This window comes from Streptomyces sp. SAT1, assembly GCF_001654495.1.
GTDB classification, from domain to species: Bacteria; Actinomycetota; Actinomycetes; order Streptomycetales; family Streptomycetaceae; genus Streptomyces; species Streptomyces andamanensis.
The window spans coordinates 3,027,757-3,047,552 of the sequence record NZ_CP015849.1; the positions used below are offsets into that span (position 1 = coordinate 3,027,757).

Annotated in this window: 18 protein-coding genes; 11 read left to right on the top strand and 7 right to left on the bottom strand. The window is 73.4% G+C overall.

The window, feature by feature from the left end:
• The first annotated feature begins 39 nt into the window (after positions 1-39).
• Together A8713_RS13060 and A8713_RS32185 are read left to right on the top strand one after the other, a co-directional pair.
• Positions 40-1,335, top strand: a complete 1,296-nt coding sequence (locus A8713_RS13060) for an MFS transporter (protein ID WP_064533659.1) — start codon at positions 40-42, stop codon at positions 1,333-1,335.
• Positions 1,336-1,402: 67 nt separating this feature from the next.
• Positions 1,403-1,765, top strand: a complete 363-nt coding sequence (locus tag A8713_RS32185) for an FmdB family zinc ribbon protein (protein ID WP_079158944.1) — start codon at positions 1,403-1,405, stop codon at positions 1,763-1,765.
• A 229-nt stretch (positions 1,766-1,994) separates the two neighbouring features.
• Here the strand turns inward: A8713_RS32185 and A8713_RS13070 are convergent, their stop codons facing one another.
• A complete protein-coding gene (locus A8713_RS13070; RefSeq protein WP_173860837.1) occupies positions 1,995-3,587 on the bottom strand; it encodes an MFS transporter in 1,593 nt (530 codons plus the stop codon).
• A 209-nt stretch (positions 3,588-3,796) separates the two neighbouring features.
• On the opposite strand from A8713_RS13070, the gene A8713_RS13075 reads away from it, so the two are divergent.
• The 4 genes from A8713_RS13075 (at position 3,797) to mscL (ending at position 7,414) form a co-directional block, all read left to right on the top strand.
• Positions 3,797-4,789 carry an Lrp/AsnC family transcriptional regulator gene (locus A8713_RS13075; protein WP_064533661.1) on the top strand — a complete coding sequence of 331 codons (993 nt, stop codon included), beginning with the start codon at positions 3,797-3,799 and terminating at the stop codon, positions 4,787-4,789.
• 191 nt (positions 4,790-4,980) lie between these two features.
• Positions 4,981-5,814 (top strand): S-methyl-5'-thioadenosine phosphorylase, encoded by an 834-nt coding sequence (locus A8713_RS13080; RefSeq protein ID WP_064533662.1) that lies wholly within the window; start codon positions 4,981-4,983, stop codon positions 5,812-5,814.
• Between the two features lie 358 nt (positions 5,815-6,172).
• The gene (locus A8713_RS13085; RefSeq protein ID WP_079158945.1) at positions 6,173-6,889 is read left to right on the top strand and encodes an RcpC/CpaB family pilus assembly protein; all 717 of its coding nucleotides are present in this window, start codon (positions 6,173-6,175) and stop codon (positions 6,887-6,889) included.
• A 57-nt stretch (positions 6,890-6,946) separates the two neighbouring features.
• Positions 6,947-7,414: a large conductance mechanosensitive channel protein MscL gene (gene mscL / locus A8713_RS13090; RefSeq protein ID WP_173860839.1), complete on the top strand. Its 468-nt coding sequence runs from the start codon at positions 6,947-6,949 to the stop codon at positions 7,412-7,414.
• Between the two features lie 145 nt (positions 7,415-7,559).
• Here the strand turns inward: mscL and A8713_RS33805 are convergent, their stop codons facing one another.
• Positions 7,560-7,730, bottom strand: a complete 171-nt coding sequence (locus A8713_RS33805) for a hypothetical protein (protein ID WP_173860840.1) — start codon at positions 7,728-7,730, stop codon at positions 7,560-7,562.
• Between the two features lie 74 nt (positions 7,731-7,804).
• Between A8713_RS33805 and A8713_RS13095 the strand changes: the two genes are divergently transcribed.
• The 4 genes from A8713_RS13095 (at position 7,805) to A8713_RS13110 (ending at position 12,524) form a co-directional block, all read left to right on the top strand.
• Positions 7,805-9,094, top strand: coding sequence for a low temperature requirement protein A (locus tag A8713_RS13095; protein ID WP_064533664.1), 1,290 nt, complete (start codon positions 7,805-7,807; stop codon positions 9,092-9,094).
• 51 nt (positions 9,095-9,145) lie between these two features.
• Positions 9,146-10,186, top strand: a complete 1,041-nt coding sequence (locus A8713_RS13100) for a P1 family peptidase (RefSeq protein WP_064533665.1) — start codon at positions 9,146-9,148, stop codon at positions 10,184-10,186.
• 184 nt (positions 10,187-10,370) lie between these two features.
• A complete protein-coding gene (locus tag A8713_RS13105) occupies positions 10,371-11,591 on the top strand; it encodes a L,D-transpeptidase (RefSeq protein ID WP_079158946.1) in 1,221 nt (406 codons plus the stop codon).
• Between the two features lie 186 nt (positions 11,592-11,777).
• Positions 11,778-12,524, top strand: coding sequence for a DUF6227 family protein (locus A8713_RS13110; RefSeq protein ID WP_064533667.1), 747 nt, complete (start codon positions 11,778-11,780; stop codon positions 12,522-12,524).
• A gap of 73 nt (positions 12,525-12,597) precedes the next feature.
• Here the strand turns inward: A8713_RS13110 and A8713_RS13115 are convergent, their stop codons facing one another.
• The 5 genes from A8713_RS13115 to A8713_RS13135 form a co-directional block, all read right to left on the bottom strand.
• Positions 12,598-12,858: a hypothetical protein gene (locus tag A8713_RS13115; protein WP_064533668.1), complete on the bottom strand. Its 261-nt coding sequence runs from the start codon at positions 12,856-12,858 to the stop codon at positions 12,598-12,600.
• A gap of 138 nt (positions 12,859-12,996) precedes the next feature.
• On the bottom strand, positions 12,997-15,105 hold the full coding sequence (locus tag A8713_RS13120; RefSeq protein WP_064533669.1) for a PTS fructose transporter subunit IIABC: 2,109 nt from the start codon (positions 15,103-15,105) through the stop codon (positions 12,997-12,999).
• Between the two features lie 139 nt (positions 15,106-15,244).
• A complete protein-coding gene (gene pfkB, locus A8713_RS13125; RefSeq protein ID WP_064533670.1) occupies positions 15,245-16,192 on the bottom strand; it encodes a 1-phosphofructokinase in 948 nt (315 codons plus the stop codon).
• The gene (locus A8713_RS13130; protein WP_064533671.1) at positions 16,189-16,950 is read right to left on the bottom strand and encodes a DeoR/GlpR family DNA-binding transcription regulator; all 762 of its coding nucleotides are present in this window, start codon (positions 16,948-16,950) and stop codon (positions 16,189-16,191) included. The genes pfkB and A8713_RS13130 overlap by 4 nt, the downstream gene beginning before the upstream one ends.
• A gap of 202 nt (positions 16,951-17,152) precedes the next feature.
• Positions 17,153-18,670 carry an MFS transporter gene (locus tag A8713_RS13135; RefSeq protein WP_064533672.1) on the bottom strand — a complete coding sequence of 506 codons (1,518 nt, stop codon included), beginning with the start codon at positions 18,668-18,670 and terminating at the stop codon, positions 17,153-17,155.
• A gap of 61 nt (positions 18,671-18,731) precedes the next feature.
• Here A8713_RS13135 and A8713_RS13140 point away from each other — a divergent pair, with 61 nt between their 5' ends.
• A complete protein-coding gene (locus A8713_RS13140) occupies positions 18,732-19,793 on the top strand; it encodes a helix-turn-helix transcriptional regulator (RefSeq protein ID WP_064533673.1) in 1,062 nt (353 codons plus the stop codon).
• Positions 19,794-19,796 lie beyond the last annotated feature (3 nt).

The following is a 19,796-nucleotide window of genomic DNA, read 5'->3' on the forward strand; positions in this document are numbered from 1 at the left end:
CGAGGGCCCGCGCTACCAGGCGGCAGAAAGGCACGGGCCGTGGGATCCGCGGTCACCACCACCGACCCCGCGAAGACCTCGCCGGCATCCTCCCGCCCCGGATACGGGCAACTGCTGCGTACCCGCGGCGCCTGGACGTTCCTGCTCCCCGGCTTCGCGGCACGCCAGCCGTTCGCGATGCTCACCATCTCCATCGTGCTGCTGGTGCAGCACACCACCGGCTCCTACGGCGCCGCGGGCGCCACCGCGGCCGTCACCGGCGTCTCCATGGCCGTGTTCGCGCCCTACAGCGGACGGCTCGCCGACCGCTACGGACAGCGCGCCGTCCTGCTGCCCGGCGTCCTGGTGCACGCCGCCGCCGGGCTCACCCTGACGGCGCTCGCACTCGCGCACGCCCCGCTGTGGGCGCTCTTCGTCGCGGCCGTGCCGACCGGCGCCTCGGTGCCCCAGGTCGGCCCCATGGTGCGCGCCCGCTGGGGCGTCACCCTCAAGGGCTCACCGCTGATGACCACCGCGGCGGCCTTCGAGTCGGTCACCGACGAACTGACCTTCGTCTTCGGCCCGCTGCTCGCCACCGCCCTGTGCACGGCCGTCACCCCGGCGGCCGGTCTGCTCACGGAGTCCGCGCTGACCCTGGTCGGCGGCCTGCTGTTCGCCGCGCAGAAGCGCACCCAGCCGTCCGTCTCCGGCCGCGGGCACGCGCGCGTGGAGCACGTCCCGGCCCTGCGCGTGCCCGGTGTGCGCGTACTGGCCGTGACCTTCCTGGGCATCGGCTCCGTCTTCGGCGGTATGCAGGTCTCGCTGGCCGCGTTCACCGAGTCGATCGGCGAGCCGGGCCTGAACGGCGTCCTGTACGGGACGTTCGCCGCCGGCAACATGCTCTCCGGCATCGTCTGCGGCGCCATCGCCTGGAAGGTCGCCCCGCAGCGCCGCCTGGTCATCGGCTACGCCGCGCTGGCGGTGGCCGCGTCCGCGCTGTGGACCGCGCACTCGGTGCTGCTGCTCGCCGCGCTCGGCCTGCTGGTCGGCATGTGCATCGCGCCCGCGCTGATCACCGGCTACACGCTGGTGGAGGGCCTGGTCCCGGCGGGTGCCCGGACCGAGGCGTTCACCTGGCTCACCGGCGCGGTCGCGCTCGGCCAGGCCGCCGCCGTCACCGTGGCCGGACAGCTGGAGGACCACCTGTGGGGCGGCGCCGGCTTCCTGGTCCCGATGGCCGGTACCGTGCTGGCGCTGCTGACCCTGCTCACCCTGCGGTCACGGCTCGCCACCCGGTCCGACAGCCGCACGGTGGCACGTGGCGTCGGTCACCGCGCACCTGTCGCAGTGGACTGATCCCGGGGAATACGTCACTATGGACCGTCGTTAGCACTCATCGAGTGAGAGTGCCAGGAGGAAGACAGTGCCCACCTATCAGTACCAGTGCACCGAGTGCGGCGAGGGCCTCGAGGCGGTGCAGAAGTTCACCGACGACGCGCTCACCGAGTGCCCCACCTGCAGTGGCCGCCTGAAGAAGGTGTTCTCCGCGGTCGGCATTGTCTTCAAGGGATCCGGCTTCTACCGCAACGACAGCCGCGGCTCCTCGTCGAGCAGCAGCCCGGCGTCGTCGAAGTCGGCGGGCGGCTCCTCGGCGTCGTCGTCCGATGCGGGTTCGTCCTCGTCGGCGTCGTCGTCCGGATCGTCGTCGTCCGGTTCCGGATCGTCGTCGTCCTCGTCGTCTTCGTCGTCCTCGGCCACGAGTTCGGCCGGCAGCTCCGCCGCCTGACATCGCTTTCGCCTAAGTCCCCGCCGTCGTACGACAGCGGGGACTTAGGCGTGCCCGCGGCGGGTGCGGGCTGGGCTGGTGAGGCCCCTCCCGGGGGCCCTGCCCTACGGGCCACCTCCCCGCTGAGCTCCCGCGGGCCCTCTCCCTCTGAGGGCAACGGCCGCTCGCGCCCGTCCCGGGCGTCCTGGATGCCGCGGGCCCTCTCCCCCTGAGGGCAACGGCCAACGGCCTAGACCGCGGCCCGCTCCGCTTCCCGCACCGGCTTCCCCTGGCCCTGGCCCGCCGTGCCCGGCCCCGCGCCCGACGGGCTCTTCAGCAGCAGAGCGCAGGCCAGCGCGGCCAGCAGGGCGAGGCCGGCGGAGACCAGCAGGCACAGCCGCATGCCGTCCAGGAAGGAGCTGCCCAGCGCGGTCAGCGCCTGACCGGTGGCGGGGCCGAGGTCGAGTCCGGCGACGGCGCCCAGGCCGTGTTCGCGCGCGGCGTCCACGACACGTGCGCCGGTCCCGGCCGGGACACCGGCGTCCGCGAGCCGCTCGGGCAGGGCGTTCAGCGCACGGGTGGTGAGCAGCGCGCCGAGGACGGCGGGACCGAGCGCGCCGCCGACCTGGCGGATCGCGTTGTTGCCGGCAGCGGCCATCCCGGCCAGGTGGAAGGGGACGGCGGAGACCGCGGAGGCGGTCATCGGGGTGAGCACTGCGCCCATGCCGAGACCGAGCAGCACCAGCCGCCAGGCCAGCGACGCGTAGGAGGTACCGGCGTCGACGCCGGTCATGGCGAGCAGCGCGGCGGCGATCAGCACCAGCCCGGAGGTGATCAGCACCCGCGGCGAGATCCGGTGCATCAGCCGTCCGACGGGGAGACCGGCCACCAGCGAGGTGCCGGACACCAGCACCAGCCGCAGTGCCGCCTGCATGGTGCTCAGGTGCTGGACCAGGCCGAAGTACAGGCTGAGCACGAAGAAGAAGCCGATCAGGCCGAGGAAGCTGACCATGGCGACCAGCGCGGTGGCGGTGAACGCGGGGCTGCGGAACAGCGCCGGGTCCAGCATCGGGCTGGGGCTGCGCAGTTCCACCAGGACGAAGGCCACGGCGGCGACCGCGCCGAGTGCCAGGGCGGTGATCACGGCGGGTTCGCCGAAGCCGCCCGCGCCGCCCTCGATGACGCCGTAGACCAGCGCGGTGACGGCGACGGCGGCGGTGATCTGGCCGGGCCAGTCGAGCCGGCGGCCGTGCGGGGCGCGCGAGTCGGGCAGCCGGAACGCGGCGACGGCCAGCAGGACCGCGGAGACCGGTATCGGCAGCAGGAAGATCCAGCGCCAGGCGGCGTGCTCCAGCAGGGCCCCGGCGATCAGCGGGCCGACGGCGAGCGGGGCCGTCAGGCTCATCGCCCAGAAACCGATGAACCTGCCCCGCTCGCGGTGGTCGGGCACGGCGTGGCTGATCAGCGCGAGCGTGGTGGGCAGCAGGGCGGCGGCACCGACGCCGGAGACGGCCTGCCCGACCCACAGCGCCTGCACCGAGCCGGACAGCAGCGAGATCGCGGCACCCAGCGCGCAGAACGCCATGCCGGCCTGGAAGACCTTCTTGCGGCCGTACACGTCGCCCAGGACACCGGTGGTCAGGATCAGCGCGGCCATCGGCAGCACGAACGCGTCCGACACCCAGGACAGTTCGGAGGTCGACGCGCCCAGCGCGCGCTGGATCGCCGGCAGGCTCACCGACACGGTGGTGACGGGCAGATAGGCGACGAACACACCCAGGCAGGCCACGACGAGCGTGGCGGCCCGTCCGGCCCTGGGATCCGGCGTCGTTGCGGAGTTCACGGAGTCGTTCCTTCGGCTGCTGCGGGGCGTGGCCCGCGTTCTCGGAGCGCCGCCGTCCGGCGAGCGCCCGCTCCCGGGAGCGACGGCCGGCGGCAGCCGCCCGTGGAGCCGCCGATCAGCTTCACCCGGAAGCGTCCGGAACCCGCAGCCGATCCCTCCCGGCATCACTTAAACTCCGCCCTATCGCCTCCAGGTGGCAGAATTCCTCCATGCCCGACGATCTGGACCACAAAATCATCCACGGTCTGCAGTGCGCGCCACGGGTGTCGTTCCGGCGGCTCGGGGAAGTCATCGGCGTCTCCGAGCAGACCGTGGCGCGCCGCTACACCGCTCTGCGGCGGGACGGCATGCTGCGCGTCGTCGGGCTGGGCAACCTGAACGCCCGCGGCCAGGCGGAGTGGATCGCCCGGCTGCGCTGCCGCCCGGACGCGGTGGGCCCGCTGGCCCACTCACTGGCCCGCCGGTCCGAGGTGGCGTACGTCGGCATCGCCTCCGGCGGCTCGGAGATCATCTGCATCATCCGCTCCCCCGCCGGCACCGACCGCGACGACCTGCTGCTGCGCCAGCTGCCGCGGGCGGGCGCGGTCCTGGACGTCGACGTCGACCTGGTCGTACACGTCTACGGCGGCCCCGGCACCGCGCCCTGGACCGACCCCGACGCCTCGCTCACCCCCGAGCAGGTGCGGCGGCTGACCGCCGGACGGCCCGTCCCGGCACTCTCGTCGCCGCCGCCGGGCGAACAGGACCTGCCGCTGCTGCGCGCGCTGGCCGAGGACGGCCGGGCCACCCACACCCACCTGGCCGAGGTCACCGGCTGGTCCAAGCCCCGGGTCGCCCGGCGCCTGGAGGTCCTGGAGGCGGCCGGCTCCCTCACCTACGACGTCGACACCCTGCCCGAGCGCCTCGGCTACCGGCTCAACGCCACCCTGTGGCTCCAGGTCGACCTGGAGCGGCTGCACCAGGTCGGCGAGGAGATCGGCGGACACAACGAGTGCGCGTTCGCCGCCGCGATCAGCGGCCGGTACAACGTGATGGCCGTGGTCATCTGCCGGGACGCCCCCGGCTTCTACCGCTATCTCACCGACCGCCTGGCCCGCGTGGAGGGGATCCGCGGCTACGAGATCAGTGTGCGGGTGAACCGGCTCAAGCAGTCCGCCTCGCTCATCCATCAGGGGCGGCTGATCCATCCGTCGCTGGGATGACAGCTGAGGCGGGCCAGTGTGACGGTTGGGGGGCGTCGGTGAGGCGGGGCGCCGCTGAGGGGAGTCCGTGGGGGGGGCGTCCGTGGGGGGGCGTCCGTGGGGCGAAGTGGGGGTGTCCTCGCGTACGGGGTCACGGCCGTCTTCACCCCATCGGAAGGATGATTCGGGGGAAACGGCCTAGGGTGCGGTGCATGGCGAACGCAGAGATCGGTGTCATCGGCGGGTCCGGCTTCTACTCGTTCCTGGACGACGTGACCGAGGTCCAGGTCGACACGCCGTACGGGTCACCCAGCGACTCCCTGTTCCTCGGGGAGGTCGCCGGCCGCCGGGTCGCCTTCCTGCCCCGGCACGGCCGCGGCCACCACCTCCCGCCGCACCGCATCAACTACCGGGCCAACCTGTGGGCGCTGCGCTCCGTGGGAGTGCGCCAGGTGCTCGGCCCGTGCGCGGTCGGCGGTCTGCGCCCGGAGTACGGGCCGGGCACCCTGCTGGTGCCGGACCAGTTCGTGGACCGGACGAAGTCCCGGGAGCAGACCTACTTCGACGGGCTGCCGCTGCCCGACGGCACGGTGCCGGGCGTGGTGCACGTCTCCCTGGCCGACCCCTACTGCCCCACCGGGCGGGCCGCCGCGCTGAAGGCCGCGCACGGGCGCGACTGGGCCGCCGTGGACGGCGGCACCCTCGTCGTGGTGCAGGGGCCGCGTTTCTCCACCCGCGCCGAATCCCTGTGGCACCAGGCGCAGGGCTGGTCGGTGGTAGGCATGACCGGTCATCCCGAGGCGGCGCTCGCCCGTGAGCTGGAGCTCTGCTACACCTCGCTGACCCTGGTCACCGATCTCGACGCGGGCGCGGAGAGCGGCGAGGGCGTCTCCCACGAGGAGGTGCTGCGGGTGTTCGCCGCCAATGTGGAGCGGCTGCGCGGGGTGCTGTTCGACGCGGTGGCCGCGCTGCCCGCCGACGCGGAGCGGAACTGCCTGTGCGCGAGCGCGCTGGGCGGGATGGATCCGGGCTTCACGCTGCCGTAGGCGGCGCCGCGGGGGGTGGGTGCGGGCTGCTCTGCTCGGGAGGGAGCGAATCGGAGGGAGCGAATCGGAGGGGTCAGGACGGGCTCTGGGCGGGGCAGGACGGGCGTCCGGGCAGGACGGGCGTCCGGGCGGGCCGGGACGGCTGAGTGGGCCGGGACGGCTGGGCTGGGCGGGCCGGGTCGGGTCGGGTCGGGTCGGACGAGTGGGGACGCCCGGTCGGCGGAGGCTCTCCTTCGGGTGACGGGGTTGTCCACAACCAGTCGGTAGCCCACGGGCGCCGGCGGCGTTCGGCGCGAAGCCGCATCGTGGCATCGCAAGCCGGTCCCGCACCGGTCCCCGAGCACAGGTGGTGGCTCCCATGTCCCTGTCGTCCCCGCGTCCGGCCGCAGGCCCCTCTTCCTTCCCCCATGAGTCCGGCGGCGGTCCGTTCTCCCCGTATCCGCCCGAACCGCGCAGGCCGGGCCCGGTCCCGGGCGTGGACACCCCGGCGCCCTGCGAGGTGCCGCACTTCGCGCCCGTCCGGGTCCGGGGCGGGCAGTACAGGCTGCACCGGCTGCTGCGGCACCGCAGGCGCGCCGTGGCGGCCGGGCTGGCGGTGACGGCCGCCGCGCTGGTCACGGCGGGCCCGCGGCTGGCAGCGGAGCCCCCGCGCGGCGCTCCCGCCCGCGGACAGCCGCAGGGGGCGGCCGCCGGTCTCTCCCGCGGCCCGGCCCTCCGCCCCGCCGCCCGGACGATGGCCGTCCCCGTGCGCATCGCCGACGCCGCGACGGTCAGGCTGCTGCGCCCCGGCGACCGGGTGGACGTGTTCGCCGTGGCGGACCCGGCGGCGGGCGGCCGGACCCGGATGATCGCGCGCGGGGCGCGCGTGAGAAAAGTCCCGCGGCCGGCCGGCGCCGACCCCGGCGCGAGCGCGCACATCGGTTCGACGGCGAACACCGACGAGGGCCGTTCCGCGCTGGCAGGCGGGCCGAGCGGCGAGGAGGACGCCCTGGTCACGCTGGCCGTGCCGCCCTCCACGGCGGCCCGGCTCGCCGGGGCGAGCGCGTCGGCCCGATTGGCGGTGACCCCGTGGTGAGGCTTAGGTTGCTGAGCTGTTTGTTCTACAACCTGTATGCCCGAGGAGTGTCCCGAGGTGAGTACGAAGAAGGACCCGAGCGTCTGGCAGGGCTTCAAAGCCTTCCTGATGCGCGGGAACGTCGTCGATCTGGCAGTCGCGGTGGTCGTCGGCGCCGCCTTCAGCAATATCGTCAACTCGGTGGTGAAGGGCGTGATCAACCCGGTCGTCGGGGCGATCGGCACCAAGAACCTCGACCACTACAGCTCGTGCCTCAGCTCCAGTTGCAAGAGCGACGACGGCATCCAGATCATGTGGGGCTCGGTCCTGGGCGCCACGCTCCAGTTCCTGATCACCGCGGCGGTGGTCTACTTCCTCATGGTCCTGCCCATGGCCAAGTTCCTGGCCCGCCAGAAGAAGGGCAAGGAGAGCGAGGAGGAGGCTCCCGAGGTCATCGAGAGCACGGAGCTCCAGGTGCTCAAGCAGATCCGCGACGAGCTGGTCTCGCAGCGCGGCGGCGACCACGACCGGATCAGCCGGGTCTGACGCCTGACCGGCGCCGCCCGTCTCCCCCGTCTCCCACGTCTCGTCCGTCCCGCCCGCCTCGTCCAAGTACGGGACCGGGACCGCTCCTGTGGAGCGTGCCGGGCCCGGCCGGACGGGGCCGCCGGAGCAGGGCGCGGCGGGGCGGTCAGATGTGGTGCGGCGGCTTCTCGTCGAGGAAGCGCTTGAGGTCGGCGGCGGAGTCGCCGTCCGGGCGCTCGCCCCAGCCCCGGTCGGTGTCGTCCGTGGACTGCTGGCTCAGCGGGTCGTCGAAGATCAGCGCGGTCTTCGGGTCACGCGGCTCGGGGGCGCTACTCATGCCTCCAGGGTACGGTCCCCGGCAGGGGCGCCCGTCACGGGATTTTCCGGCCGCTTTCTGCTGTGCTGGGAACCATGACGTCCAGTTCCGCTTCCGCTCCGGGATCCGGCTCCGCGGAGCCCTCCCGCGTCCCCCGGCCGCTGCGCCCGCTGACCGCTCGCGGCCGCCACGAGGCACACCGGGTGTCCTCACCGCTCGAACTCTTCATCGACCTGTGCTTCGTCGTGGCGATCGCGCAGGCGGGCGCGGAGCTGGTCCACGCGGTGGCGGAGGGCCACGCGGGGCAGGGCATCCTGAACTACGCGATGGCGTTCTTCGCCATCTGGTGGGCCTGGATGAACTTCTCCTGGTTCGCCTCGGCGTACGACAACGACGACGTGCTCTACCGGCTCGTCACCCTGGTGCAGGTCGCCGGTGTGCTGGTGCTGGCGGCGGGCATCTCGCGGGCCTTCGCCGAGCACGACTTCTTCCTGGTCTGGCTCGGTTACGTGATCATGCGGGTGGCGATGGCCACCCAGTGGCTGCGCGCGGCGCGCAACGCCGGGGGCGCGGAGCGGCGCATGGCGCTGAGGTACGCGGCCGGCGTGCTGCTGTGCCAGGTCGGCTGGCTGGGCCTGGTCCTGCTGCCGGAGCCGGACCGGCCGTGGGTGTTCCTGGTGATGGTCGTCGCGGAGCTGGCGGTGCCGGTGTACGCGGAGCGGGCGTACGCGACCTCCTGGCATCCGCACCACATCGCCGAACGGTACGGGCTGTTCACCATCATCGTGCTGGGCGAGACGGTCGCGGCGGCCACGGTCGCGGTGAAGTCGGCCGCCGACGAGGACTTCGCGCTGGGCGAGCTGCTGCCGATCGCGGCGGGCGGTCTCCTGATCGTCTTCTCCGCCTGGTGGATCTACTTCGTGGTGCCGATCCACGGCCATCTGCGTTCCAACCGCGAGTCGTTCCTGTGGGGATACGGCCACTACGTGATCCTCGCCTCGGCGGCGGCGATCGGCGCGGGTCTCGAGGTGGCGGTGGAGCAGGCCGTCGGCAAGAGCCGGCTGTCCACCCTGGCGGCGTCGGCCGCCGTGACCCTGCCGACCGCGCTGTACCTGATCACGGTCTGGGCGCTGCACGCCCGGCACTTCAAGGTGGGCATCGCCCAGCAGCTCGTCCTGCCGACGGCCGCCCTGCTGGTGATCTGCTGCACTTTCCTGGGCGAGTGGGCGGTGTTCGCCGCGGGCGTCGTCTCGGCGCTCGCGGTGGCGACGGGAGTCACCCTGACCGCGCGGATGTATGCCGGAAGCGGGGCGAGCGGAGGGAGCGGCACGGGCGGAGGGAGCGGGGCGAGCGGAGGGAGCGGGGCGACGCGCCGGGAGGCGTGAGGGCGGTCGGCCGCCGAGGCGGGCCGGGGCGGCGGGGAGAGACTGGCTGCCATGACAGTTGACGCGTTGACGGATGTCGCCGGGGTGCGGGTGGGGCATGCGACCCGGACCGGCGGCGGGTGGCTCACCGGTACGACGGTCGTGCTGGCGCCGGAGGGCGGTGCCGTGGCCGCCGTGGACGTGCGGGGCGGCGGGCCCGGCACCAAGGAGACCGACGCGCTCGATCCGCGCAACCTGGTGCGGACGGTGGAGGCGGTGGTCCTGACCGGCGGCAGTGCGTACGGGCTCGACGCCGCCTCCGGGGTGATGGCCTGGCTGGAGGAGCGCGGGCGCGGGGTGCGGGTCGGCCCCGATCCGGCGCACGTCGTGCCGGTGGTGCCCGCGGCCTGTGTCTTCGATCTGGGCCGGGGCGGCGACTTCCGGGCCCGGCCGGACGCGGCCACCGGACGGGCCGCGGTGGAGGCCGCCGCCGCGAGCGGACCGGGGGCGGCCGTGCCCCAGGGATGCGTGGGGGCGGGGACGGGAGCGGCCGTGGGCCCGCTCAAGGGCGGGGTCGGCACGGCGAGCACGGTGCTCGCCTCGGGCGTCACGGTGGCGGCGCTCGTGGTGGCCAACGCGGCCGGATCGGCGGTGGATCCGGAGACGGGGGTGCTGTACGGGGAGTTGTTCCAGGGGCGGGCCGTGTATCCCGAGGCGCGGGTGCACGAGGACGCGCGCCGCCGGATCGCTCGGGCCGCCGCGCGCAACGCGCCGCCGCCGCTGAACACCACGCTCGCGGTGGTCGCGACCGACGCGGAGCTGTCCAAGGCCCAGGCGCAGAAGCTCGCGGGCACGGCACACGACGGTATCGCGCGGGCCGTTCGGCCGGTGCATCTGCTCAACGACGGCGACACGGTGTTCGCCCTGGCCACCGGGGCCCGGCCGCTGGAGGCCGGTCTGGGCACCGGCGGGCCGCTCGCCCTGAACGAGGTGCTGGCGGCGGGCGCGGACACCGTGACCCGCGCGATCGTCAACGCCGTCCGCGCCGCCGTACCGGTGGACGGACCGGGGGGAACATGGCCGGCCTACCGGGAGTTGTACGGACAGCGGTGAACGGGGAGGGAGCCGGGGGGACCTGAGGGACCGACGGGCCTTGTGTGCCGACGGGCTTTCGATTGTCGCGGTTCTGTCACGTGAAGGCGTTTCGGCCGACCTGCGGGAACCTCGCGGGGGCTCCGCCGACTCTCTCTCCACGCACGCAAGCCAATCACTCACTTCACACGACCTGGAGCAGCCCGTGACAACGCCGGACATAGCAGCGCGGCGCATACTGGGGGCCTGTGCCGCCCTGATGGTCGGCACCCTCACCCTCACCGGATGCGGCGGCGACGCCAAGGCCAACGACGACGGCAAGGGCGGCGGCAAGGACACCGTCAAGACCTCCACGGCCAAGATCACGATCTCGGCGAAGGACGGGGCCACCGGCGCGTCGATCAACGCGACCGGGGTGAAGGTCAGCGACGGAAAGCTGACCGACGTGAAGATGACCGTCGCGGGTTCGGGCAAGGAGGTGCCGGGTTCGATCTCGGCGGACGGCGCCACCTGGAAGCCGAAGGAGCAGCTGGACCGCGGCACCAAGTACCAGCTGTCGGCCACGGCCAGGGACTCCGCCGGCCGGGTGGCCGCCGCCAACTCCATCTTCACGACCGTCACCACGTCGAACAGCTTCATCGGCACGTACACGCCGGACAACGGCACGACGGTGGGCGTCGGCATGCCGGTGTCGTTCACCTTCGACAAGGCGATCACCGACAAGAAGACCGTGCAGTCGCACATCACGGTGACCTCCAGCAGCGGTCAGCAGGTCGTCGGCCACTGGTTCGGCGCCCAGCGGCTCGACTTCCGCCCCGAGGAGTACTGGAAGGCCGGTTCCAAGGTCACGATGAACATCGACCTGGACGGCGTGCAGGGCGCGAACGGCGTCTTCGGCGTGCAGAAGAAGAGCGTGAGCTTCACAGTCGGGCGTTCGCAGGTCTCCACGGTGGACGTCAACACGCAGACCATGACGGTGGTCCGGGACGGACAGACCGTCAAGACGATCCCGGTCTCCACGGGCAGCCCGGAGCACACGACGTACAACGGGCAGATGGTGATCTCGGAGAAGTTCACCCAGACCCGGATGAACAGCCAGACCGTCGGCCTGGGCGGGGAGTACGACATCCCGGACGTCCCGCACGCGATGCGGCTGACGACGTCCGGCACCTTCCTCCACGGCAACTACTGGTACAACCCGGGCAATCCGCCCTTCGGTCAGAGCGGGACCAGCCACGGCTGCGTGGGCATGAAGGACGTGCGGGGCGCGCAGGGCGACACCCCGGCCAAGTGGTTCTACGACAGCTCGCTCGTCGGTGACGTCGTGATCGTGAAGCACTCCCCCGACAAGACGGTCGCCCCGGACAACGGCCTCAACGGCTGGAACATGTCGTGGAGCGAGTGGACCGCGGGCAGCGCCGGCTGACCACTCCTGCGCCACAAGGGGCCGCTGAACAGCGGATTCTGACGGTACGGCCGGGCCGCGCGGGAACTTCTCGTGCGGCCCGGCCGTTTTTCCGGCGTACGTTTTCTCGGTTCCCGGACATGATGTCCCGCCGAGGGGCTACGGTATGCACCCACCAGGTGACATGCAGCAACGCCGGGAGAAGCCTTGAGCGTTCCGTACGAGACGACCGCGTACGAACCACACCCGTCGCCCGAGTCTCCGGAGGAGCACCTCGCGCGACTCCTCGGCCGTGCGCTGAACTCCTTCGAGTTGCCGGACGAGACGATACGCCGGCTGGACTGCGCGCTGGCGTACGACGGCTCGCTGCACTCCGCGCACCACAGCGCGGGACTGCACCGCGAGACGTACCGGCACACCTGGCTGCTCGCCGACGGCTCGGCCCTCACGCTCTGGGAGCTGGTGCACAACACCGCCCCGGGCGGCGAGGCGCACCACGAGGTGTATCTCGACGAGGAGGAGCTGGGCACGGCCACCGGACGGCTCCCCTTACCGCCCGACGCACCGGAGTTCGAACTGCCGGTGCTCGTCCCGCTCTCCGCGATCCCCGAGACCCGGCACGCGTACGCCCCCGGCGACGCCGCCGACCACGCGCGCCGCCTGCTGCGCCGCGCGGAGAACGCGGACCGGCCCGGCGCCGAGACCGCCTCCCGGCTGGAGACGGCGGCCGGGCACCAGATCACCCAGGCCTTCGGCCGCCCCTGCCGCGCGGGCCGCGCCGGGCTGGGATTCTCCCTCTACGAGCACGCGTTCCTGCTGCGCGACGGCGCGGAGGTCTCCCTCTGGGAGGTGGAGCACACGGCGACGCCGGACGGCCGACACATGTGCGAGGTGTACGCCACGGAGGACGCGGCCCGGGACGCGATGGAGCGGCGGGCGGCGCAGCTCTCCTGAGCGGGGCACCTGACGTCTTACCCCGGGCGCCGGACTTCGGACACCCGGCTTCGCACGCCGCGCGAGGCTCCGGTCAGCGGCCGTCGCCGAGGCGGCGCACCAGACCGGCGAAGGCGTCTCGCTCCGCCGGCGTCAGCTCCACGTACTCCCGGTGCGGGCCGGAGCCGGAGCCCGGCTGGGACGGCAGCGCGCGCAGCACGGGCGGCTGCGGCCGGCGGCGGATCTCGAACCGGAGGCCGAAGCGGTAGCCGGCCAGGCCGACGGCGCAGGCGAGGATCAGCACGGCGGGCAGGACCACGCCGAACCAGACCAGGAACGGGACATGCTCAGGCATGCCTTCAAGTGAACACCACGGTCCGGGGCATGAGCCCCGGACCGTGACGTATCTCGCAGGTGACGTGAACTACTCACCACGCCCCAAAGGTTCAAAAGGGGCAGGCGGGTGGTGGGGCGGGAGGCGGTGCGACGGCCCTCAGGCCGCCGTCACCGGCTGTCCGGGCCGCGCCGGCGCCCCCTGCGCACCGCCCGTGCCGCCCGCACCGCCCGTGCCGTCCGTGCTGACCTCGCCGCCCTCGCCGCCCTCGCCACCGGTGTCCGCCTCGAGCCCCGGGCCGCCGCCCGGCGCGGCTCCGCGCAGCGTCTTCAGCGCGATCACCAGCGCCGTCGTCGCGCAGACACCGGCCGCGACGGCGATCAGGTAGAGGAACGGGTTGCCGATCAGCGGAACCACGAAGATGCCGCCGTGCGGGGCGCGCAGCGTGGCGCCGAAGGCCATGGACAGGGTGCCGGTGAGCGCGCCGCCGACCATCGAGGCGGGGATGACGCGCAGCGGATCGGCCGCCGCGAACGGGATGGCGCCTTCGGAGATGAACGAGGCGCCCAGCACCCAGGCGGCCTTGCCGTTCTCGCGCTCGGTGCGGGTGAAGAGCCGGCCGCGCACGGTGGTGGCCAGCGCCATCGACAGCGGCGGCACCATGCCCGCCGCCATCACCGCGGCCATGATCTTCATCGCGGAGTCGCTCGGATCGGAGACCGCGATACCGGCGGTGGCGAAGGTGTAGGCGACCTTGTTGACCGGGCCGCCGAGGTCGAAGCACATCATCAGGCCCAGCAGCGCGCCGAGCAGGACGGCGTTGGTGCCGGTCAGCTCGTTGAGCCAGTCGGTCATCCCCTTCTGCGCGGAGGCGATGGGCTTGCCGATGACCACGAACATCAGGAACCCGACGACGGCCGAGGAGATCAGCGGGATCACCACCACCGGCATGATGCCGCGCAGCGCCGCCGGGATGCGCACCCGCTGGATCGCCAGCACCACGCCACCGGAGATCAGACCGGCCGCGAGACCACCCAGGAATCCGGCGTTGATGGTGAGGGCGATCGAGCCGCCGACGAAGCCGGGGACGAGTCCGGGCCGGTCGGCCATGCCGTAGGCGATGTATCCGGCCAGCACCGGCACGAGGAAGCCGAAGGCCACGCCGCCGATCTGGAACAGCAGCGCCGCCCAGCTGCCGGACTGGGTCCACACGAAGTGGTCCATGACCGAGGGCGCCTTGTTGATCTTGTAGCCGCCGATCGCGAAGCCGAGCGCGATCAGCAGACCGCCGGCCGCGACGAACGGGACCATGTAACTGACGCCGGACATGAGCCACTTGCGCAGCCTGGTGCCGTAGCCCTCGCCCGCCGCGCCGGTCCGCTCGACCGGTGTGCCGGGTGCCGCCGCGGCGGTCGCCTCGCCGCGCGCGGCCTTGTCGCGTGCCTCGGCGATCAGTTCGGCGGGCCGGTTGATGCCCGCCTTGACGCCGACGTCGACGGTCGGCTTGCCCGCGAAGCGGTCCTTGTCGCGTACGGGGACGTCGTGGGCGAAGATCACCGCGTCCGCCGCCGCGACGACGGCCGGGCCGAGCCGGGTGAATCCGGCCGAGCCCTGCGTCTCCACGACCAGCTCGACGCCCGCCTCGCGGCCCGCGTTCTCCAGCGACTCGGCGGCCATGTAGGTGTGCGCGATACCGGTGGGGCAGGAGGTGACGGCGACGATCCGGAACGGGACGGTGGCCGGGGCGGACGCCGGGGACGCCGGGGCCTCTGAAGTGGCAGTGTCCTCCGGTTCCTGAGCGGTCTGGGCAGCCGCCTCCGCAGGCATCCGGTCACCGCGGACCAGCGCCGCCGCCGTCGCCGCGTCGCCCGCCGAGCGCAGCGCGGCCGTGAACTCGGCGTTCGTCAACTGCCGGGCCAGCGAGGACAGGATGGTCAGATGGGCGTCGTCGGCACCCGCCGGAGCGGCGATCAGGAAGATCAGGTCGGCGGGGCCGTCCGGGGCGCCGAAGTCGATCCCGGCCGCGCTGCGCCCGAAGGCGAGCGTCGGCTCGGTGACGTGCGCGCTGCGGCAGTGCGGGATGCCGATGCCGCCGTCGAGGCCGGTCGGCATCTGCGCCTCGCGGGCGGCGACGTCGGCGAGGAAGCCCTCCAGGTCGGTCACCCGGCCCCGGGCCGCCATCCGTTCGGCGAGGGCGCGCGCCGCCGCCTCCTTCGTGTCGGCGGACAGGTCGAGGTCGACCAGGTCCGCGGTGATCAGATCACTCATCGCGGGCTCCTTCGCACGCGTACCGTCCGAGCGACGGAATGGACGGGGGCGGGGGCGGGGGTGGGCACGGGGACGGGGACGGGGACGGGGACGGGGACGGGGGCGCAGCCGGGGACAGGGCGGGAGAACAGGGCAAGGGTCATGGGACCGGCTCCGTGAGGGGGCGGTCCACCGGGATCTCGGTGGTGACCGCGACCGCCGCCGGATCCAGGTCGTGCGGGCCGGGCATCACGCTGCCGGGCAGCCGGACGGCTGCCGCGCCGTGTGCGACGGCCGAGGCCAGAGCCCGCCCTCCGGTGCCGCCCGCGATGAGAAAACCGGCCAGCGAGGAGTCTCCGGCGCCGACGTTGCTGCGTACGGAGTCGACGCGCGCGGCGCCGAACCAGACGCCCGCGCCGTCCACGAGGAGCTGCCCGTCGGCGCCCAGACTCGCCAGGACGGCGCGCGCGCCGAGGCCGCGCAGCTCCTCGGCCGCCCGCACCGCGTCGCCCACGGTGGCCAGCGGGCGCCCGGCGGCCTGCGCCAGCTCCTCGGCGTTGGGCTTGACGACGTCCGGACCCTCCCGGAGCGCGGCGAGCAGCGCGGGCCCCGAGGTGTCCAGGGCGATGCGGACACCGGCGGCGTGGGCCCGCGCGACCAGATCGGCGTACCAGGACGGGGCGAGGCCGCGCGGCAGGCTGCCGCAGCAGGCGATCCAGTCGGCTCCGCGCGAGCGGCGCCGCACGGTCTCCAGCAGCGCTTCCTGCTCGGCGGCGGTCAGTTCCGGGCCCGGGGCGTTGATCTTCGTCAGGACACCGTCCGCCTCGGCGAGGGCGATGTTGGAGCGGGTGGCCCCGGCGACGGGGACCGGGGCGACCTCGATGCCCTGCGCGTCGAGCAGATCGGCGACGAGTGCGCCCGGCGCGCCGCCCAGGGGCAGTACGGCGACCGTGCGCCGTCCGGCGGCGGCGACGGCACGCGAGACGTTCACGCCCTTGCCGCCCGGGTCCACCCGCTCGCCGGTGGCCCGGACGACCTCGCCGCGGTCGAGGGAGGGGACCTCGTAGGTGCGGTCGAGGGACGGGTTGGGGGTGACGGTGACGATCATGCGCGTACCACTTCCGTGCCGCCGCGCTCGATGGCGGCGGCGTCCTCGGGGCTGAGCCCGCTGTCCGTGATCAGCAGGTCCACCTCGCCCAGGCCGCCGAAGCGGGCGAAGTGCTCCTGGCCGTGTTTGGCGGAGTCGGCGAGCAGCACCACCCGGCGGGCGGCGGCGATCGCCGCGCGCTTGACCGCCGCCTCGGCGAGGTCGGGGGTGGTCAGGCCGTGCTCGGCGGAGAAGCCGTTGGCGGCGACGAACAGCACGTCGGCGCGGATCTCGCCGTAGGCCCGCAGCGCCCAGGCGTCCACGGCGGCGCGTGTGCGGTGCCGTACGCGCCCGCCGACGAGGTGGAGCTGGAGGCCGGGGTGGTCGGCGAGGCGGGCGGCGATGGGCAGCGAGTGGGTGACGACGGTGAGGTCCGCCTCCGCGGGCAGGACGGCGGCCAGGCGGGCCACCGTCGTACCGGCGTCGAGGATCACCGTGCCCTCGGCGGGGAGTTCGGCGAGGGCCGCCCTGGCGATGCGGTCCTTCTCGTCGGCGGCGGTGGACTCGCGCTCGGTCAGGTCGGGCTCGAAGTCGAGGCGGCCGGCCGGGAGGGCGCCGCCGTGCACCCGGCGCAGCAGTCCGGCCCGGCCGAGGGTCTTCAGGTCGCGGCGGATGGTCTCCGCGGTCACCTGGAACTCCTCGGCGAGCGACACGACGTCCACCCGGCCGCCGTCCCGGGCGAGCCGGAGGATCTCCTGCTGCCGCTCCGCTGCGTACATGTCCGCTTGCCTCCGGCCGATGCCCGAACCTGTGGTTTCAGTCGGGAGGCTACGCCGAGAAGGCAGGGAAGTAAACAGGTACGGAAGCATACGGGCACAATCGGGCATGCGCCGTGGTACACCGGCCGGGCACGGCTAGGGCCCGGCACCGCCTTCGGTACCGGGCCCCGGACCCGCGTCCTCCCGCTCGTCCGGCGGTCGCTCAGCCGACGAGCTCCGGCTCCCGCGCCTCGGCGGCGGGCATCCCCTCGGCCGCGTCCTCCGTGTGCTGGGCCGGCCGCTTGGGCAGGGCCGCCATCAGGACGAAGATGACGGCCAGCACCCCGGCCACCCACAGCAGCGCGTGCTGGAAGGCGTCGACGAAGGCCGGACCCACCTGGGCGGGCGTCAGCCGGTCGCCGATCACCCCGAAGAAGACGACCGAGACCAGACCGAGCCCCAGCGCGTTGCCCATCTGCTGCACGGTGTTGATCAGCCCGGACGCCGACCCGGCGTGCTCGCGCGGCACCTCCGAGAGCACCGCGTCCGTCAGCGGCGCGACGATCAGCCCCATGCCCACGCCCATGACGACGAGCGGGAGCGCCATCTGCCAGGAGGTGATGCGCAGGCCGTACCGGTCGGACTCGGCGACGTAGAGCAGGACACCGGCCACCATGAGCAGGGCACCCGCCTGGAGCACCTTGCGGCCGAAGCGCGGCACCAGCTTCTGCACGGACATCCCGGCCGCCACCGACACCGCCACGGAGAACGGCACCCCGGTCAGTCCGGCGCGCAGCGGGCTCCAGCCCAGGCCGATCTGCATGTACAGCGTCCAGACCAGGAAGAACACGCCCAGCGCGACACCGAAGACGGTCTGCACCGCGATGCCCGCCGCGAAGCTCTTCACCCGGAACAGCGACAGTTCGACCAGCGGGGAGCCGTCCCGCGCCGCCTTGCGCCGCTCGTACGCCACCAGCACCCCGAAGACCACCAGCGCGCCCGCCATCGACAGGTACCCCCACAGCGGCCAGCCCAGCTCGCGGCCCCGGGTCAGCGGGTAGAGCAGCATCAGGAGACCGAGGGTGACCAGGGCGACGCCGACCAGGTCCAGCTTGAGCGCGCGCGGGGCCTTGGACTCGGAGATGAAGCGGCTGCCCAGCAGCAGGGCCACCACGCCGACCGGGAGGTTGATCAGGAAGATCGGCCGCCATTCGAGACCGAACAGGTTCCACTCCGTCAGCAGCGCGCCCAGCAGCGGACCGGAGACCGCGCCCAGGCCGACGATCGCGCCGAACAGACCGAAGACCTTGCCGCGTTCGCGGGCCGGGAAGGTGGCGTGCACGATCGACAGGACCTGCGGGACCATCAGCGCCGCCATGGCGCCCTGGAGGATGCGCGAGGCGACCAGCATCTCCGGGTTCACCGCGAAGCCGCACAGGGCGGAGGCCAGGGTGAAGCCGCCGATGCCGACGAGGAACAGCCGCTTGCGGCCGTGGATGTCACCGAGCCGGCCGCCGGTGATCAGCCCGGCCGCGAAGGCGAGGGCGTAACCGGCGGTGATCCACTGGATCTGGCTGAAGGAGGCGCCGGCGTCCTCCTGGATGGAGGGTATGGCGATGTTGACGATCGTGACGTCCACCAGGTCCATGAAGGCCGCGGTCATCACGATCGCCAGCGCGAACCAGCGGCGGCGGTCGGCCACCGGTGCTGAGCTGCTGACGGGGGTTTCGCTGGAGGTCATGCCGTCAGGCTAGAGGGGCTGTAGGACAGATCACGTCCTAGTGGTGCGGCATCCTCGGAGTATGACGACGGACACTCCGGCACGGCTCCTCCAGCTCCTGTCCCTGCTCCAGACGCCCCGCGAGTGGCCCGGTGGCGAGCTGGCCGACCGGCTCGGGGTGTCCCGGCGCACCGTCCGGCGGGACATCGACCGGCTGCGCGAGCTGGGCTACCCGGTCCAGGCGACGATGGGCTCCGACGGCGGCTACCGGCTGGTCGCGGGCAAGGCCATGCCCCCGCTCGTGCTCGACGACGAGGAGGCCGTGGCCATCGCGGTCGGGCTGCGGGCGGGAGCCGGGCACGCGATCGAGGGCGTGGACGAGGCGTCCGTACGGGCGCTGGCGAAGCTGGAGCAGGTGCTGCCCGCCCGGCTGCGCCGGCGCGTCTCCACCCTCCAGGCCGCCACGACCCCGCTGACCAGCGGGGACGGCGCCCTGGTCGCCCCCGAGACGCTGACCGTGATGGCTTCGGCGGTGGCGGGCCGCGAGCGGCTGCGCTTCGCCTACCGGGCCGGGGACGGCACCGCCACCCGGCGGCTGACCGAGCCCTACCGGCTGGTGTCCACCGGACGGCGCTGGTACCTCGTCGCCTACGACCTGGACCGGGCGGACTGGCGGACGTTCCGCGTCGACCGGGTGAGCGAGCCCTTCCCCACCGGCGCCCGCTTCGAGGCGCGCGAGCTGCCCACGGGGAGCGCCGCGGAGTACCTGCGCCTCTCGATGCAGCGGCGGCAGGAGACGTACGTGTTCACGGTCGCCTTCCACGAGCCCGTCGAGACGGTCGCCGCGCGGCTGCCCTCCTGGCTCGGCCCGCTCGAACCCCTGCCGGGCGGCGGCTGCCTGCTGCGCGCCGAGACCGGCGACCGGATGGAGTGGGTCGCGGTGCGGCTGGCGATGCTGGGCTGCGAGTTCACGGTGCGGGAGCCCGGGGGACTCGTGGCGTGCGTACGGGAGTTGGGGGAGCGCATGACGCGTGCGGCGGCCGGGGCCGAGGCAGGGTCCGGGTCTGGCTCCGGGACCGGCCCCGGCTTCGGCTCCGGCTCCGGTGAGGACGGGAGCCGTGAGGCGCCGGTACCGCGCTCCTAGGCG

Excerpts from the sequence above, each read along its gene's own strand:
- pfkB (WP_064533670.1), bottom strand. The coding sequence starts at position 16,192 with ATGATCGTCACCGTCACCCCCAACCCGTCCCTCGACCGCACCTACGAG.
- A8713_RS13080 (WP_064533662.1), top strand. The coding sequence starts at position 4,981 with ATGGCGAACGCAGAGATCGGTGTCATCGGCGGGTCCGGCTTCTACTCG.
- A8713_RS13135 (WP_064533672.1), bottom strand. The coding sequence starts at position 18,670 with ATGACCTCCAGCGAAACCCCCGTCAGCAGCTCAGCACCGGTGGCCGAC.
- A8713_RS13115 (WP_064533668.1), bottom strand. The coding sequence starts at position 12,858 with ATGCCTGAGCATGTCCCGTTCCTGGTCTGGTTCGGCGTGGTCCTGCCC.
- A8713_RS13075 (WP_064533661.1), top strand. The coding sequence starts at position 3,797 with ATGCCCGACGATCTGGACCACAAAATCATCCACGGTCTGCAGTGCGCG.
- A8713_RS13095 (WP_064533664.1), top strand. The coding sequence starts at position 7,805 with ATGACGTCCAGTTCCGCTTCCGCTCCGGGATCCGGCTCCGCGGAGCCC.
- A8713_RS13085 (WP_079158945.1), top strand. The coding sequence starts at position 6,173 with ATGTCCCTGTCGTCCCCGCGTCCGGCCGCAGGCCCCTCTTCCTTCCCC.
- A8713_RS13130 (WP_064533671.1), bottom strand. The coding sequence starts at position 16,950 with ATGTACGCAGCGGAGCGGCAGCAGGAGATCCTCCGGCTCGCCCGGGAC.
- A8713_RS33805 (WP_173860840.1), bottom strand. The coding sequence starts at position 7,730 with ATGAGTAGCGCCCCCGAGCCGCGTGACCCGAAGACCGCGCTGATCTTC.
- A8713_RS13120 (WP_064533669.1), bottom strand. The coding sequence starts at position 15,105 with ATGAGTGATCTGATCACCGCGGACCTGGTCGACCTCGACCTGTCCGCC.
- A8713_RS13100 (WP_064533665.1), top strand. The coding sequence starts at position 9,146 with ATGACAGTTGACGCGTTGACGGATGTCGCCGGGGTGCGGGTGGGGCAT.
- A8713_RS13140 (WP_064533673.1), top strand. The coding sequence starts at position 18,732 with ATGACGACGGACACTCCGGCACGGCTCCTCCAGCTCCTGTCCCTGCTC.